Origin of the sequence: Belnapia arida (genome assembly GCF_016773205.1) — a bacterium.
GTDB lineage: Bacteria > Pseudomonadota > Alphaproteobacteria > Acetobacterales > Acetobacteraceae > Belnapia > Belnapia arida.
Map to the genome: position 1 here is coordinate 40,965 of NZ_JAETWB010000010.1, position 15,479 is coordinate 56,443.

A 15,479-nucleotide genomic window follows, 5' to 3' on the forward strand; every position below is an offset into this window, starting at 1 on the left:
GGTGCTCACAACGAAACCCTCGCCAGTGGTTGTACGGTAATCTCCGGCGTCAGTTCCTGATAGGACAACACGGGCAGGTCACGGCATTCTCCCTCGACGATGCGCCGGAGGTAGCGGCGCACGTCCATGGAGGTCAGGAGAACCGGCTTGCTCGTCTGCCGTGCCACGTCTCCCATAGCGCGACGCACCTTCTCCACGATCTGGCGGGTGATCTGGGGGTCGAGTGCGAGGTAGGAGCCGGAGCTTGTCTGGCGGATCGCGTTGCGCAGCGTATCCTCAAGCTCCGGCGTGACGACGTAGGCCGGGATGATGTTGAGCCCGCTGGAATGACGGTAGCAGATCTGCCGCTTCAGGGCGCCGCGCACATACTCCGTCAGCAGGACGGTGTCCTTTTCCTTCTGTCCCCATTCGATAAGGGCAGAAAGGATGGCACGCATGTTCCGCACCGACACGCCCTCGGACACCAGCCGCTGGAGGATTTCCGCAATCCGCTGAAGCGGCACGATGCGCTGCACTTCCTTCACCAGTTCCGGGAAGCGATCCTCCATCCGTGTCAACAGGAAGCGCGTCTCCTGCAGGCCCAGGAACTCGTCGGCGTAGCGACGCAGCACATGCGCGATGTGATAGCTGAGGATCTGCGGCGGCTCCATATAGGCGACCCCCGCCGCCCTCAGCGTGTCGACCCGCGCTGCATCGACCCAGCGGGTTTCGATCAGCGGCAGGAATGGCTTGTCGTCCTCGAAGGGTACGCCCGCTATGCCAAGGTTCTCCGCGCTGTCTCGCGCGAGCAGACGCCCCGGACGCACGCGGCCCTCCCCGCAAGGGACTTCATGGATGAGGATGCTGTAGCTGCCGTCCTTCAAGGCCGGGTTGATCCGCAGCAGGATGCCCGGAAAGGGTACGCCGAGGTCGAAATACAGTGCATGTCTCACCCTTGCCAGCTCGGCATTCAGCGTCTCGGCCTGCATGGCTGTTTCGATGTCCGGCGCCACATCGACCATCAGTGGAACCGTCAGGGAGAAGTCGTCCACATCTGCGGAAGCCTGTTTCGACTCGTTTTCGCGCGCCGAGGCCGATGCGGGCATCGTCAGTGCGGAGAACCCGCCCTGCGCCGGCGCTGGCCGCGTCCGACCGCGGTGCAGCATGTAGCCGCTGCCGCCGGCGGCAGCGGCAAGCCCGAGGAACACCACCGCCGGGAAACCCGGTACGCCTGCGAAGAGCACCAGGACCACCGCGCCCACCATCAGCGCGCGGGGCTGTGCGGTGACCTCGCTTCCGATCTCGCTGCCGAGATTGGAATCGCCTGCACTCTCATCCGTCACCCGCGTGACGATCAGCCCGGCGGTGATGGAGGTGAACAGTGCTGGAATCTGGCCCACCATGCCGTCGCCGATCGTGAGGATGGCGTAGGTCTCCAGCGCTTCGCCGACCGGCATGCCGCGCTGCATCGTGCCGATGGCCAGACCGCCGATAAGGTTCACCGCGATGGCGATCAGGCTTGCGATCGCATCGCCCTTCACGAACTTCATCGCCCCATCCATGGCACCGTAGAGCTGGCTCTCCTTCTCGACCCCGCTGCGGCGGCGCCGTGCCTCGGCCATGTCGATCGTGCCGGCCCGCATGTCGCCGTCGATGCTCATCTGCTTGCCCGGCATGGCGTCGAGCGAGAAACGGGCCGCGACTTCGGCGACGCGCTCGGATCCCTTCGTGATGACTACGAACTGGACGATGGTGATGATCAGGAAGATGACCGCTCCGACCACCAAATTTCCAGCGACGACGAAATTGCCGAAGGTGAGGATGATGTCGCCGGCATTCGCTTCCAGCAGGATCAACCGCGTGGACGCCACGCCGAGCGACAGACGAAACAAGGTGGTGAGCAGGAGAAGCGACGGAAAGGATACGAAGGAGAGCGGCGACCGTATGTAGACGGCCACCATGAGGAGGATGGCCGAGATACCAAGGTTGATGGCCTGCAATACGTCCATGATCGCCGGCGGAAGCGGGATGATCATCATGAAGATGACTGCGATCAGCATCAGCGCGAGGACGAGGTCGCTGCGGCCGGCCAGGAGCGCCAGCAGCTTGCGGAGCAGGGCCATCACCTAACGTCTCCTCGCCGTGCCGGGACGCAGGCCGATCGAGGCGGCCGACTGGGCGGTCTCGGCATAGGCACGCGCCTTTTCCACCTGCCCAAGCCGCCACGCCGCCTTGGCCGCGACGTGCAGCATGGGCGCCGCCGCCGGCCCGGACGGCCAGTCCGTCAGGATGCCTTCCGCTGCCGCGACAGCGTCCTCCGACCGCCCGGCCCGGAGCAGCGCGAGGCAGTGCGCCTGCCGTGCCCAGGCAGGATCGGCATCCAGCTCGATCAGCGCGGCCAGGAGTGCCCTGGCTTCCTCCGCGCGGTCGAAGCGCAGGAGCACATGTGCCAGTACGGCAACCGCATCGCGCAGGAGGGGCTCCATCGGCGCCAATCGAGGCGCTGGCCCGTTGTCGGGCAGACGGCTATCCACGAAGAAGGCTCCGGCAGGCTTCATCCAGCACTCGACTGTCGGCCTCCACGGACTCCAGCACGGCCCGGGCCTCCGAAAAGACCCGGCGTTGTACGCCGGCATGGCGATTCGCAAGGTCGCGCATCAGCGCCCGCGCGCGGTCCAGGGCCTCGTGGTAATGGGCCGGGTCCACGGCCCGCGCATCGGTCAGGGTCGGAACCGAAGCGGCGTCGAGCAGCTCATCCACGCCCTTTGCGCCGAACAATGCGTCGAGATGGACGACGGATTGGGTGTCCAGGGCAGGTGCCGATCCCTCCTCGGGAAGCCGCGCGGCGGGCAGCGCCCGGCGGACCGAGACGAGGCCGATGTTGAAGGCGGGGAATCGCTCGTCCACACCTTGCGTCATGGCTGAGCCCCTGCCTCCGCCTCGTCGGCCAGCCGGTTCAGCAGCCGCAGGCAACCGTCCAGCATCGGGGTATCCACCTCCTCCGCGGCAAGATGCAGGCTGAGCAGCAGGCTGCGATGGCTGCGGCACCGTATGTGAACCGGGCGCGGCACGCCGCGCGCCGGATGCACGGCACGCAGCGCGGCCGCGAGGACACCGGTTCGCCATGCAGGCAGGTCCCGCTCCAGCAGCAGCGTCAGGCCCCCTCGGTCTTCGGCAATGAGGAGGCGGCCCGCACGCTCGAAGCGAAGCACGACGGGCATGGTGCGCGGCATCGCAACGCCCAGCCCCTCGCAAAAAGCCCGGATGCCCGCTTGAGCGCTCATGCGCCTGCGTCCTCGCGCTCGGCGAGCGTATCGAGCGCCTGCTGCATCCCGCCCAGCACCGCGAAGCGGGCCTCCCCATCCCGGAACACGGAGACCGGCATCAGGGCCAGCACCTCGCGCGCTTCCCTCATGAAGACGATCTGCGCATCGGCGCGGTCTGGAGGAATGCCCAGTTGCAGCGGCATCGAGACGAGCCTGGCGGGGTTCGGCGCCGGGTCGGTCGCCACCGGCAGCAGGTGTTCCATGATTGCCGTCGGCGTCGGCGTGCCGATATGCAGCTTGCCAAGGCGCCGGCCCATCTCCCGGCACCGGTCGTGCACGGTGCTCAGGACATGGAGCGTCGACAGCTCGTCCAGCACTTCCCGCAGCCGCGCAGGGGCGATGGACGGACCGGCGGATGCGAGGTCGTTCCCGACCGCGCGGGTGAGGAAGCGCAAGCGGTCGGTGAAGCCCTCGACCCCGAACTGCTTGAGGATGCTGCCATAGACCCCTGCCGGCGAGGCGGCTGAAAAGACCGTGTCGCGGTAGAGGCTGCGCAACGCCGAGGCCGCCTTCTGATCGCCGGCGGAGAATTCGAAGGCGGCGGCGGAAGTGTTCAGCCCCGCCCGGATCGCAGCCCCTTCGCGTGCCTCGAGGAGGTCACGCGCCTGGGCCAGCCGGTCGGCCAGGCCATTCGCACCCCTGGCACGCATGTGCTTGGCTGCGGCGTCCAGCGCCGCGAAGGCATGCGCCGGTTCGGCGAAGGACGAGCGCGCCCGCTGGACGAGGTCCTCCGCCGAGCCGTGCTGTCCGTGACGCCCACGATGCTCGCGTTCCGCCACGGCCGCCATGAACAGGCCGAGGGCGCGTGGATTGAACTCCGGCAGCCTGCTCATGTACTCGGGGGCCTGCTGGATGGCCTGCACGCCCTCGCCCTCGCACTCCTCGAGGGACTCCGAGACTTCTCGGTCCCAGATCTCCTTCTCCTCGAAGTCTTCCACGCCGTCTCCATCCGCGTCTGCCATCACCTCCTCGGCGAAGCTGGGCTCCTCCTCTCCGTCGACCGTCACGGCCTCGCCGTTCCAGATTCCGACAGGTGCAGGCACGGCCGGCGCATCCCGCTGCAGGCCCGCATCCGGACCGGAGCGTGAGGTGCTCACCTGGTCAACCACGGGCACATCCTCCTCGCAACAGGGTGGGGCCGCCGGGGGCGGGGGCGGCATTCATTCGCGTGACAGGCTTTGCAAGGCGCGGAGGACCTCCGCGAATGGCTCGATCAGGTCCGACGGGATGTACTGCTCGACCATGGCCTGCTCTAGCAGGGCCCGGGCGAGCGGCACGTCCTGCATGACCGGCACGCCGGCCGCGTGCGCGGCCTCGATCATCCGCCGGGCGACCAGATCGGTGCCCATGGCGGTGACCACCGGAAGCGGCGTCGTTTGCTCCTCATAGACCACCGCGACCGCGACATGGGTCGGGTTGGTGACGAGCATGGTCGCCTTCCGCGCCCGGTCTATCTTGCCCTCCGCCAGCATCTGCTGGTGCAGCTGCTTGCGCATCCCCTTCACCTGCGGGTCGCCCTCGCTTTCCTTGTACTCGCGCTTGACCTCGTCCTTCGACATCTTGTGCTTCTTGGTGAAGCTGTACCGCTGATAAGCAAAATCGGCAGCGGCGATTATGATGAATGGGGCCGCCGCCCAGACCATCAGCAAGTACAGCATGTCGCCCACATAGCGCCGCAGGCAATCCAGCCCGCAGGCGGGCAGGTACACCAGGGCCTGCATCCCCCCGGTCACGATGTGCCACACGATGGCGCTGAGGACGGCGATCTTGAGAAGGGACTTGCCGAACTCCACGAGGTTCTGCAGCCCGAAGGTCTTCTTGAAGTACTGCGCCGGATTGAGCTTCTTGAGCGAGGGCTTTGCATGCTCACCCGAGAGCAGCAGGCCGAACTGCAGCAGGCTGCCCGCCGCTCCGCCCACCACGCAGATCAGGAGGAAGGGCAGCAACAGCGTCACCATCTGTTCGAGCAGCCCGTGCAGCACGCGGTCGGCCGCGATGCTCGGCGGCATGTCCAGGAACGGAAGCGGCATCGTCAGCATGATCTGCATCCGCTGCGTCATCCCGGGCAGCGTCACCGCCAGCAGGGTGAAGAACAGCAGGATCAGCAGGGAGGAGGACAGCTCCTTGCTGAACGGCACCTCGCCCTTCTTGCGGGCGTCGCGCAGCCGCTTGGCCGTTGGCTGTTCGGTCTTCTCGCTCATCGCAGCCATCCTCCGACGACGCCGAGGACGGCCTCGCTATCGCCGAGGCGACGTGTCGCCTCCTCCATCAGGATGCCAAGGGACAGCGCCAGCGCCAGCAAGCCGACTGCGCTCTTTACCGGCATAGCGAGGAAGAAGACCTGCAGCTGCGGGGCGAAGCGGCTTACCAGGGCCAGCCCTGCCTCGCTGAGGAACATCACGGCGATCGCGGGGCCTGCCATGAGCAGCGCCAGCATCATCACGCTGTCCAGCATCCCCAGCATATGGCGGGGAAATTCCGCGCCGAGGGCTGGCAGGAACTGCCAGGCGGGCCAGACGAGGTGCGACCGGTAGAGAAGGTCGAGCAGGGCCAGGAAGCCACCGCTCACGAAGAGCCAGACCGTATAGAGCTGGGCGAGCATGATGCCGGTCGGCGAGGCTTGATTGCCCGTTGCCGGGTCGAGTGAGCTGGCAGAGGTCGAGCCGCGCTGGTTGTCGATCAGGACCCCAGCGGTTTCGATGCCCCAGGAAAGCACCGCGAGCGGCAGCCCGAGCAGCAGCCCGATGACGGATTCCTTCACCGCGAGTGCGGCGATCAGCCAGACATCCCCGGTGTCGAGGCCGGGCGGCAGGGCGGCCTCGAGCCGCGGCAGCACCGGCAGGGTCAGCCCCAGGACGACCCCGTTGCGCGCGACGCCCGTCAGCACGCCACGGCCGAGGAAGGGCGTGACCATGAGCATCGTCGTCGTGCGCGCGACACCGAGGAAAAGGACGACCAGCAGCGGCCCAAGGCGCGCGATGGCATCCTCGATTCCGGGCAGGCTTGCCACGGGCTAGGTCCTCCCCAACGGAGCAGCGCCGCGCTCACGCATGGGGGATGCTTGCGAAGAGGCGTTCGGTGTAGCGGTACAGCGCACTTCCCAGCCACCCCGCGGTGCCCACCAGAACGACGCTCACGCAGGCGAGCTTGGCCGCAAAGGAAAGCGTCTGTTCCTGGATCTGGGTGATGGCCTGGATCAGGCTGACAAGCAGGCCGACGACGGTGGCGACGATGATGGCGGGGGCGCTGAGCGTCAGCACCAGCAGCAGGGCATCGGTTGCGAGCCGGACGACCTCGGCATTCGTCATCCCATCGTCCTCGCATAGGAGAGCACAAGCCCCTGGATCAGGGCCTCCCACCCGTTCACCACGACGAACAGGAAGAGCTTGAACGGCAGGGAGATCGTCATTGGGGAGACCATGTTCATCCCCATCGCCAACAGGATGTTGGAGACGACGAGATCCACCACGATGAACGGCAGGAACAGCAGGAAGCCGATGCGGAAGGCCGCCGTCAGCTCCGCGGTGGTGAAGGCGGGCACGAGCACGAGGAAATCCCGGTCGGTCACGCCGACGGCAAGCTCCGGCGGCCAGAGGCGCTGCGCCGTGTTGACGAAGAAGATGCGGTCGGCGGGCTTGGTATTGCGGTCGAGGAAGGCGCGGAACGGCTCCGCCGCATCGCTCGCCAGCCCGGCCAGTGCCTGAAGGTCGGACATGGCAACCGGCCTGTCGCGCACGGCATCGTAGGCCTGGTGCCCGACCGGAGCCATGATGTAGAGCGTCAGCACGATGGCGATGCCGTTCAGTGCCATGTTCGGCGGGACGTTCTGCACGCCCAGCGCGTTCCGCACGAGCCCCATCACCACGACCAGCTTGAGATAGGTCGTCGTCAGGATCGCCACGAACGGCACCAGCGCCAGCGCCCCCAGCAGGACGATCAGCGAGACCGGATTGGGCAAGCCGTCCTGCATCCCGGCCCCCTCAGCCGTCGCGCGCCAGGCGCAGTTCGGTCACCCGGACGCCCGTGCGCTCCGCGATGCGCACCAGCTCGCCGGTTCCGATCACCTGGCCGTTCACGCGCAGGCTGACACGCATCGTCGCGTCGAAGCCGAGGTCCAGCACCTGCCCGGGGGCCAGCTCCCGCAGGCGCGAGAGCGGCAGGGTCAGGCGCCCGACCTCGCACTCCACCGTCATCGGCAGATCCTCCAGCGAGGGTGGAGGCAGGCCCCGGGGGGTCGCGTCATCGGGCATGTTGAGCCTTCCATCGATCCATGCATTGACCTCGAGCCGCCCGCCAAGGAGTCGCCCGCGCAGCAGCCCGGCATGGCCGACCGGGCGAATGACCGTGGCGAGGCCACCCTCGCCATCCGTGAGTTCGGCCTCGATCAGCACGACGTCGCCTGCCGAAAGCGCGCTCAGCTCCGCAACCGACAGGGAGAGCCGTGCGACGACCAGCGCCAGCTCGACGGGGAGTGCCGCCAGATCCAGCAGGCGGGGCGGACCCGCCCTGTCCATCCGCGATGCCACCCAGGCCAGGGCGCCGTCGTCCAGCGACAGGGATCCAACGGGCTCACCGCCGGTCTCGCGCGCCAGCAGCAGGACATGCGGCCGGTCCCCTGCCCCGTCATCCTCGCGCCATGCCGGGCGCAGCCCAGACCAGCGTTCCGCCAAGTCGGTCGCCTCCCCGAGCACCACGCCCAGCAGCACCGGGCGCAGCGCCGGCGGCAGGCCGATGGGGGCGAGGTGAGCCCAGCGGCCGGACGCCTGCGGCAATATCGCGGGGTCCATCATGGCCAGCACGGAGTGTCCCCCGAAATCGGCCAGGACCCGTAGCCAACCGGCAGGCGCCCCGCGCCAATCCGGCCCGCCCAGCGCGGCCACCAGCGGCTGTCCACCCAGGGCAAGGCGCGCCGGCAGGTGCCGCGCGACCGTGGAGGACGCCTCGGCGCCTGCCGCCGTATAGGCGGGCAACGCAGCAAGCAGGCTGCTATCCTGCGGCATAGCTCAGCATTGCCTCGTAGCCGCGCGAACGCCGTTGGCGCTCATCCTCCGCGCCGGCGCCCTCGCCTCCGGTCGCGGCCGGTACCTGCAGGACCACGCGTTCACCCAGCCGGTCGGCCAGTTGGGCCGCCAATTCCGCGCCGCGGTCGCGCAGCAATTGCTGGCCATCCATTCCCTGCGCCTCGATCCGCACCTCCAGCCCCTGCGCGGCGCGCGCGATCTCCACCTGCACCGCGCCACCGAGTGCATCGCTCTGCACCGAGGCGTGGAGCACCGCCGTGCCGGCGGCCTGCCCGCTCACCAGAACCCGGTCCACGACGCTGTCGACCAGCTTTGCCAGCGCTTCGCGCCGAGCGGCATTCTCGACGCCATCCGCCGCCTCGACCGGCTTCGCGCCCATCCCGGCCAGGACCGCCTCGCCCGGCAGCGAGCCGGGCGGCATGGCGAAGGGGGGCGGCTGATCCTGGCGGCTCTCATCCTCGCCACCCTGGTCCCTGCCATCCTTGTGGCGACGCAGCAGCCGCGCCAGCCGCTCCGCATCGCCTGCCTCGGCCTCACGGGGCGCGGCACGCTCGTCCCTGCGTCCCGGTGCCGTACCGCGACGAGGGGCAGCGCCGGCAGGCTCAGAAGGCCCGATCGTACCCATCATTCCGCTCCCACGCTGGAACCTCGTCCAGGCCATCCGCCGGGTCGTCGTCCCCGTGCCGTGCCGTGACCTCCTCCATCACGGCATCCTCCTCGCGGGCGGCCTCCCGCGCCGCGCCCTGGCGCAGGACGCGCACCAGCTCCACGAACTTCTCGACCCCGCGCCGCGCCTCGGCCAGCGCGGCCGACGCGGCCCGCTCGGCCGCCTGTGCCTCGCGCAGGCGGGCACGCGCCTCCTCCACCTGCTGCAACAGCACCTCTTCCTTCACCCGAAGCGCCAGCGTCGCCTGCCGCGCGGCCTCCAGCGTGTCGAGGTCCACGATCCGGCCGATCAGCGGCGCATAGATCGCGGCCGCGCGTGCCGGCATGGCCTCGGTCCATTGCGCCGCGGTCCGGATGGCGGCCTCCGCCGCCGAAACCGCCGCGATGCCCGCCTGCCGGGCGCTGCGCTGCGCCTCCTCCGCCTGGTTGGCACGGAAACGCTTCAACTCGACCAGGCGGCCGACGATGTCCCTGTCCATGCGCCGCCCCCCTCATGCGAGCGCCTGGCCGAGCTGGTGCAGGACCTTGTCGAAGGAAAGCAGATCCTGCGTTCCCTGGCGCAGGAAGGCCCGGATGGCATCGATCTTGGCCACGGCCTCGTCCGCCTCCTTGTCCGATCCCGCCTTGTATTCGCCGATCCGCACCAGCAGCTCGACCTCCGCATACTTCGCCATCAGCCGCCGCGTCTTCGCCGCCAGCGCCCGGTGCTCGGGCGCCGCGACGGCGTCCATCACGCGGCTTGCGCTCGCCAGCACGTCGATCGCCGGGAAGTGGTTGGCCGCCGAGAGGGCGCGCGACAGGACGATGTGGCCATCGAGGATCGAGCGGACCTCGTCCGCCACCGGCTCCGCCATGTCGTCGCCCTCGACCAGCACGGTGTAGAAGGCGGTGATGCTGCCCTTGTCGTTCGTGCCGGTGCGCTCCATCAGCTTCGGCAGGATGGCGAAGACCGAGGGCGGGAAGCCGCGCCGCGTCGGCGGCTCGCCTGCCGCCAGGCCGATCTCGCGTTGCGCCCGGGCGAAGCGCGTCGCGCTGTCCATGAGGAAGAGCACGCGCAGCCCCTGGTCGCGGAACCATTCGGCGATGGCCGTCGCCACATAGGCCGCCTTGGAGCGCTCCATTGAGGAACGGTCGCTGGTCGCCACCACCAGGACCGACTTCGCGCGCCCTTCCGGACCCAGGTCGCGCTCGATGAACTCGCGCACCTCGCGCCCGCGCTCGCCGATCAGCGCGAGCACCGTCACATCGGCGGCGGCCCCGCGCACGAGCATCGACAGCAGCGTGCTCTTCCCGCCGCCGGCCGCGGCGAAGATGCCCATCCGCTGCCCCTCGCCGCAGGTCAGAAGCCCGTCGAGCGCCCGTACGCCGAGCGGCATCGGCTCCGCGACCACGCGCCGGGTGAGCGGGTCGGGCGCTTCCGCGTAGACGGATACCTCCACCTCCGTCACCAGCGGACCACGGTCGCGGGTGTCGAGCGGCCGTCCCATCCCGTCCAGCACCCGGCCCAGCAGGCCCCGCCCGGCCGGCACCATGTGCGGCTTGCCCGTCGGCAGGACCTCCGTCAGCGTGGAGACACCCCTCAGGTCGCCGAGCGGCACGAGCACGGCTGCGTCCCGCTGCAGGCCGACCACCTCCGCCGTCAGTTCGTAGCCGTCCTCCGCATTCCGCAGCAGGCAGAGGTCGCCGATCCGCGCGCCCGGCGCCGTTGCCCTGATGATGGTGCCGACGACCTGCAGCACGCGCCCGCGCACCTGCACCGAGGGCGTCTGCTCGATCACCTCGCGCGCGAGGCGGAAGACGTCGTCGAAGTCACGCGGCGACACGAGCGGCGACGGCGTGGCCAGACCCATCCCTCAGCCCCCCACCGAGCCGCTCGCCGCGAGCGAGCGCTTCAGCCCGCGCGCGAGCGCCGCAAGCTGGCTTTCCACCGTCGCATCCACCAGCCCCGCATCGGTCTCAAGGATGCATCCTCCATCCTTCAGCCGTGGGTCGCCCACCACGTCCACATCCGTGCCGTGCAGGCTTGCGCCGACCAACTCGTCCACCGCGGCCTGCAGCGCATCCACCCGCCCCGGCGCCACGCGGAGCCGCGCCAGCCGGCTGTGGGTCGCGAGCCGCAGCGCCTGCCGCGCCGTGCGCAGCGTTACCTCGCCAGGGTCGATCTCGCCGATGACCCGGCCGGCAATCTGAAGGGAGAGTTCGATGATCCGTCCTTCCGTCCGTGCCATTGCCGAGGCGGTGGCCTCGGCGATGTCGAAAAGCCGGTCCTGGATCTCGGTCGTCGCGGCGGCAAGGCCCGCCAGGCGCGCGGCCTCGCGCAGGGCATCGGCCTCGGCATGGGCGGCCGCGACGACCGAGGCCGCCTCAGCGCGTGCGGCGGCGAGGACTTCCTCCGCCTCCAGCAGGCGCGCGGCGGTGGCCGCGGGCAGGATGCTGCCGGGACCAAGCAGCCCGACGCCGCCGCCGTCTAGCGCGACCAGCCGAACCATGCCGGCGCCTCCTCCCGGAACAGACGGCGCAGGGCCGCGAGCGCGGCCGGTCCCTGGTCGCTCTCACGGCACGCCCCGATGATCGCCTCCCAGACCGGCTTCGGGGCACGCAGACCGAAGCGCGCCAGCACAGGCGCCGGCATGTCCCCCAAGGCCAGCCCCAGCAGTCGCGCTCCGGGCGCCAGCATGTCATCGGAGGCCGGCGCCGCATCCAACGCCTCGACCAGCGCCGCCGACGGCCTGGGCAACAGCGCACATCGGCCAAAGGCGAGGGACCAGGCGCGTTCGCCGAGCGCGGCGCGGGCCGCCGCCATCTCCGCCCTTCGCAGCAGGGTGGCGAGCGACGGCGCCGAGAGCCAAGCCGTACCCATGGCAACCACGTCGAGCAGCGCCGCCGGTGGCGCGAGGGCGAGCCGAGCGCCGGGCCGGTCGCGCATCACGGCGGCGATCGCATCCGCATCGCCATCCGCCACGGGCGCCAGCCACCTGCCGAGCGCCCCGCGCAGCGCAGGGTCGGCGAGCGCTGCCTCCGCCTCGATGGCGGTGCCGGGCCAGGATGGCAAGGACGCGGCATCCGCCCCGGCCGCGCCATCGGCCAGCAGCATCAGCATGGCATCCGCCCAAGGGGAATCCAGCCATTCGGGCGCTGCGGCGAGAAGGCTCATGTCAGCGCCGGCACCGTCGGCACCTTCGCGGCGTGCGCGCGCCGCCGGAGCAGCAGCGCAGCCAACGCGACATTGCCCAGCAACGCCGCCGCCAACGCACCGCCTATGCCGTAGAGCAGGAACGGCGGCAGGGTCGCAGCCACCGGAAAGACCGGGATGCGGGATGGCGCGTCGTCCGGCACCGCCCGTACGAGCACCACGGAGACCCGCTCGTAGGACAGCCCCTCGATGCTGTTGACGACCAGCTCCTTGATCCGGGGCACCAGCACCTCGACGGCGGTGCTTGGCGCGTAGCGGATCATCACCGCTGCCGATGAGGGACGGGCGATGCCGGCCGAAGGGTCGTTGTTCGGCAGGACCACATGCACCCGCGCACTGAGGACACCGTCGATCCCGGACAGGGTGCGGGAAAGTTCCTGCGTGATCCCGTACATATAGCGTACGCGCTCCTCCGCCGGCGAGGAAATCAGGCCCTCCTTGCGGAACAGGTCGCCGATGTTGGCGTAGCGATCACGCGGCAGCCCGGCGACGTTCAAAAGGTCGACCGCATCGGACACGCGGCCGGATTCGACCCGCAGAGAAATGCCGCCCCGGCCCGTCGCCTTCTCGGCCGAGATGCCGGCGCGCAACAGCAAGGCAAGCATGTCGTTCGCCTCACGCTCCGGCAGCGTTCCGTAGAGCTCGACCTTGCCGCAGCCGCCGAGCGCCAGCATCAGCGCGAGGAGCAGCGCGAGTGGATTTCGCCGCATGGCCGGCACGGCCCTGGTCACTGGTTCTTCAGGAAGGTATCCAGCGTGCTGGTGGCCTTGCCCGTCACCTTGCCGAGCAGGTCCTGCTCCATCGTCACCTGCGTGATGGAGTACTGCATGCGCAGAAGCTCCGCCGGGTCCATGCCGCCGGTCGATGGAGCATGCAGGCCAGACTCCACTTGGTTCACAGCACCCTCGAACTTGCGGCTCATGCCTTCCAGGCCACGCAGAATCTTGTCGCCGGCGCATTCACCCGCGGGCGCCGGCCCGTGCAGGTCCGCGCCCATCGCCTCCGGCGCCGGTGTCGGCGGCGCGCCCGCCTGGCCACCCGACAGCGCGGCCTGCATTCTCTCCACCGCCTCGGGCGAGGCCGTTGCCGCCCGGGGCGCGCTTGCACCTGCTGCCTGCGTCAGCGCATCACCGGCCGTGCCTGCCGCCAGATGTTCGATTGGCATGATGTCCTCCTTCAATGCCGCGCCGGGCATGTCTCAAGGTTTCGCCGACAGCAGCGCGGCCGCTGCGGGATCGCCACCACGGTGCTGCGCCCGCGCCGCCGTTGCATCGGCCTCCGAGCCATGCCCCGCGAGCCGCAGCGCCAGCACGAGGAAGGCCGCTCCGTATCCGTCGCCAGCCTCCGCCAGGGGCCGCAATCCGGCGACGGCGTCCTCCGCCCGGCCATCGGTCAGCGCCGCGAGCGCCGACCCGATCCGAACCTCGAGCGATCCCGGCCGTGCCGCCTCCAGCCCCACGAGGATACAGCGTGCCTGGTCCGTACGACCTTGCGTGCAAGCGATGAAAGCAAGTTCGGTCAACAGACGGCGCACCTCTACCGACATGTCCATCAATATTTCCTTCCAAGACACGCGGTGGCAAGGTTCTTCCTTTTTCTATCATCTGAAATACCACAAATAGTATTGACAAATACTTTTGTTAGATGAAATGTTTCATATGCTCTATTGTCACGGTCAACATCCATACCCTTGGGAGCAGGCGTGAAAGACTCTTTCCTGGAACACGTCGCCTTCATCGCGCTCGGCCGCAGGGATGCGGTTCCTCCGCATGCCACGTCGTTCCAGTTCATGGTCGACGGCCTCCCCATCCTGGCGGAGACATCCGGGAAGGTCGTCGCGCTCACCGCCACGCTGCTGCCGGCGCTTCCCGACGATGCGCAGCTGCGCACCATGCTGTCGCTGCGCGCGGCATCGCGGTACCGCTTCAGTGGTGCGCTGAGCAGCGACGACGCGGGCCGCCTCCTGCTGAACGGCAGCGTCAGTGCCGAGGAAGATGTCGGCGAGCAGCTTTCGCGTTTCTGCAATGCGGCAGCGTACTGGGCCGCCCGGAGCAAGCGCCTCGCGCAGGCTGCGCCCGCGAGGCCAGCGCTGCCGCCGTCGATGATCTTCCCATGAGCGAAGCCCCGATCCAGCGCCGTGCCGCTGTGGCGAGACACGTTGCGGCGCGCCTGTGGCCGAGGGGTGTCGTGCGGGGCCTGGGGGCCCCTGTCCTGTTGGCCTGCCTCGCGGCCTGCACGCAGTCGCGGCCAACCTTTCTCGCCGATGGCCGGCCAGCCTACCTGGTTACCTGCACCGACCTTTCGGCCGGGTACGATCGCTGCCTCCGGCACGCCGGGGAGATTTGCGGGCCCTCCGGCTATCTGTTGTACGATTGGCAAGGCTATCCCCTCCTCGCCACACGGTCTGGCCGGATGATGACAGCGCCGCGTCCGGTCCTGGACGATAGTGCGGAGCGGAGGATCCTTGTCGGATGCCGGCGCTGAGGGTTGCGCGCGGCGGGCTGGTGGCGATCGCGCTGGCCGCTCCATCGGCTGCGGCCCTCGCCGCCGGTGCGGATCATCAGGCTTGCGAGGCGGCGATCCGGGCGGCCGAACAGCGGTATGGAATTCCGACAGGCCTGCTGACCGCAATCGGCAAGGTGGAGAGCGGCGTCCTGGATGACGCAGGGCAGCGCCGGCCTTGGCCCTGGTCCGTCAATGCGCAAGGGGCGGGCCGCATCTTCGCCAGTCGGGATGAGGCCGTGGGCTGGGTGTCGGCCCTGCGTGCCAGCGGCGTCACCTCGATCGATGTAGGCTGCCTCCAGGTCAATCTTCGCCACCACCCCGCAGCCTTTGCCACGACGGAACAGGCTTTCGATCCGGCGGCCAATGCCGACTACGCCGCGCGCTTCCTCTCCTCGCTCCGTTCGGGCGGCACCGCCTTGTTGGACGAGGGTTGGCTGCGGGCCGCGGGGCACTACCACTCGAGCACCGGGGCCCTGTCGCTGCCCTACCGGCGCCTTGTCGAGCAAGCCTATGGGATGCCGGTGGCGAATGGCCCCGTCGTTTTGCTGCGCGTCGTCGCAGCCCCCTCGCCTACGCTCGCGGCAAGGCCGGCGCGGGTTGCCGTGAACCGCGACGAGGCGAGGCGCAGGCTCAAGGCCGCATTGCTCGTGGCCGGAGTGGGGCGGCACGCCTCGGGTGCGGATCGCCTCGCCACTCTCCTCGGTCTCGGCAGCCATTCCGTTGGGCCTGTCATGGCCGGCCGGCGCTAACCTGCCGTCAGCCATGGCGGAGGCGGCCAGGGCATGCTGC

The 15,479-nt window shown here is 69.3% G+C and carries 20 protein-coding genes; 2 read left to right on the plus strand and 18 right to left on the minus strand.

Translation table 11 applies throughout. The features are described from left to right. Positions 1–5: 5 nt before the first annotated feature. The 18 genes from sctV to JMJ56_RS18630 form a co-directional block, all read right to left on the minus strand. Complete coding sequence (sctV, locus tag JMJ56_RS18545) at positions 6–2,102, minus strand: type III secretion system export apparatus subunit SctV (protein ID WP_202833263.1); 2,097 nt, start codon at positions 2,100–2,102, stop codon at positions 6–8. A 3-nt stretch (positions 2,103–2,105) separates the two neighbouring features. After that, positions 2,106–2,465, minus strand: a complete 360-nt coding sequence (gene sctY / locus JMJ56_RS18550; RefSeq protein ID WP_202833264.1) for a type III secretion apparatus assembly chaperone SctY — start codon at positions 2,463–2,465, stop codon at positions 2,106–2,108. A 40-nt stretch (positions 2,466–2,505) separates the two neighbouring features. Beyond that, positions 2,506–2,898: a type III secretion apparatus assembly protein SctX gene (sctX, locus tag JMJ56_RS18555; RefSeq protein WP_202833265.1), complete on the minus strand. Its 393-nt coding sequence runs from the start codon at positions 2,896–2,898 to the stop codon at positions 2,506–2,508. After that, complete coding sequence (locus JMJ56_RS18560; protein ID WP_202833266.1) at positions 2,895–3,263, minus strand: type III secretion system chaperone family protein; 369 nt, start codon at positions 3,261–3,263, stop codon at positions 2,895–2,897. Before JMJ56_RS18560 ends, sctX begins: the two co-directional genes overlap by 4 nt. Beyond that, positions 3,260–4,348 carry a type III secretion system gatekeeper subunit SctW gene (gene sctW / locus JMJ56_RS18565; protein ID WP_202833267.1) on the minus strand — a complete coding sequence of 363 codons (1,089 nt, stop codon included), beginning with the start codon at positions 4,346–4,348 and terminating at the stop codon, positions 3,260–3,262. The genes JMJ56_RS18560 and sctW overlap by 4 nt, the downstream gene beginning before the upstream one ends. Positions 4,349–4,465: 117 nt before the next feature. After that, positions 4,466–5,506 carry a type III secretion system export apparatus subunit SctU gene (sctU, locus tag JMJ56_RS18570; RefSeq protein WP_202833268.1) on the minus strand — a complete coding sequence of 347 codons (1,041 nt, stop codon included), beginning with the start codon at positions 5,504–5,506 and terminating at the stop codon, positions 4,466–4,468. After that, on the minus strand, positions 5,503–6,315 hold the full coding sequence (gene sctT, locus JMJ56_RS18575; protein ID WP_202833269.1) for a type III secretion system export apparatus subunit SctT: 813 nt from the start codon (positions 6,313–6,315) through the stop codon (positions 5,503–5,505). Before sctT ends, sctU begins: the two co-directional genes overlap by 4 nt. Positions 6,316–6,349: 34 nt before the next feature. Beyond that, positions 6,350–6,613, minus strand: a complete 264-nt coding sequence (sctS, locus tag JMJ56_RS18580) for a type III secretion system export apparatus subunit SctS (protein ID WP_202833270.1) — start codon at positions 6,611–6,613, stop codon at positions 6,350–6,352. Continuing rightward, positions 6,610–7,275 (minus strand): type III secretion system export apparatus subunit SctR, encoded by a 666-nt coding sequence (sctR, locus tag JMJ56_RS18585; RefSeq protein WP_202833271.1) that lies wholly within the window; start codon positions 7,273–7,275, stop codon positions 6,610–6,612. Before sctR ends, sctS begins: the two co-directional genes overlap by 4 nt. 10 nt (positions 7,276–7,285) lie before the next feature. Further along, the gene (sctQ, locus tag JMJ56_RS18590; protein ID WP_202833272.1) at positions 7,286–8,305 is read right to left on the minus strand and encodes a type III secretion system cytoplasmic ring protein SctQ; all 1,020 of its coding nucleotides are present in this window, start codon (positions 8,303–8,305) and stop codon (positions 7,286–7,288) included. After that, positions 8,292–8,951: a hypothetical protein gene (locus tag JMJ56_RS18595; RefSeq protein WP_202833273.1), complete on the minus strand. Its 660-nt coding sequence runs from the start codon at positions 8,949–8,951 to the stop codon at positions 8,292–8,294. Before JMJ56_RS18595 ends, sctQ begins: the two co-directional genes overlap by 14 nt. After that, the gene (sctO, locus tag JMJ56_RS18600) at positions 8,929–9,471 is read right to left on the minus strand and encodes a type III secretion system stalk subunit SctO (RefSeq protein WP_202833274.1); all 543 of its coding nucleotides are present in this window, start codon (positions 9,469–9,471) and stop codon (positions 8,929–8,931) included. The genes JMJ56_RS18595 and sctO overlap by 23 nt, the downstream gene beginning before the upstream one ends. A gap of 12 nt (positions 9,472–9,483) precedes the next feature. Continuing rightward, complete coding sequence (sctN, locus tag JMJ56_RS18605) at positions 9,484–10,842, minus strand: type III secretion system ATPase SctN (protein WP_202833275.1); 1,359 nt, start codon at positions 10,840–10,842, stop codon at positions 9,484–9,486. 3 nt (positions 10,843–10,845) lie between these two features. Further along, positions 10,846–11,481, minus strand: coding sequence for a type III secretion system stator protein SctL (gene sctL, locus JMJ56_RS18610; RefSeq protein ID WP_202833276.1), 636 nt, complete (start codon positions 11,479–11,481; stop codon positions 10,846–10,848). Continuing rightward, entirely contained in the window at positions 11,460–12,146 is a 687-nt protein-coding gene (locus JMJ56_RS18615; protein ID WP_202833277.1) for a hypothetical protein, read from the minus strand. The genes sctL and JMJ56_RS18615 overlap by 22 nt, the downstream gene beginning before the upstream one ends. Further along, positions 12,143–12,895, minus strand: coding sequence for a type III secretion system inner membrane ring lipoprotein SctJ (gene sctJ, locus JMJ56_RS18620; RefSeq protein ID WP_202833340.1), 753 nt, complete (start codon positions 12,893–12,895; stop codon positions 12,143–12,145). The genes JMJ56_RS18615 and sctJ overlap by 4 nt, the downstream gene beginning before the upstream one ends. 17 nt (positions 12,896–12,912) lie before the next feature. Further along, positions 12,913–13,380, minus strand: a complete 468-nt coding sequence (locus JMJ56_RS18625; protein ID WP_202833278.1) for an EscI/YscI/HrpB family type III secretion system inner rod protein — start codon at positions 13,378–13,380, stop codon at positions 12,913–12,915. A 3-nt stretch (positions 13,381–13,383) separates the two neighbouring features. Beyond that, positions 13,384–13,737, minus strand: coding sequence for a hypothetical protein (locus JMJ56_RS18630; protein ID WP_202833279.1), 354 nt, complete (start codon positions 13,735–13,737; stop codon positions 13,384–13,386). Between the two features lie 150 nt (positions 13,738–13,887). On the opposite strand from JMJ56_RS18630, the gene JMJ56_RS18635 reads away from it, so the two are divergent. After that, a complete protein-coding gene (locus JMJ56_RS18635) occupies positions 13,888–14,301 on the plus strand; it encodes a hypothetical protein (RefSeq protein ID WP_202833280.1) in 414 nt (137 codons plus the stop codon). 355 nt (positions 14,302–14,656) lie between these two features. Then, entirely contained in the window at positions 14,657–15,439 is a 783-nt protein-coding gene (locus JMJ56_RS18640) for a transglycosylase SLT domain-containing protein (protein ID WP_202833281.1), read from the plus strand. Positions 15,440–15,479: the final 40 nt, after the last annotated feature.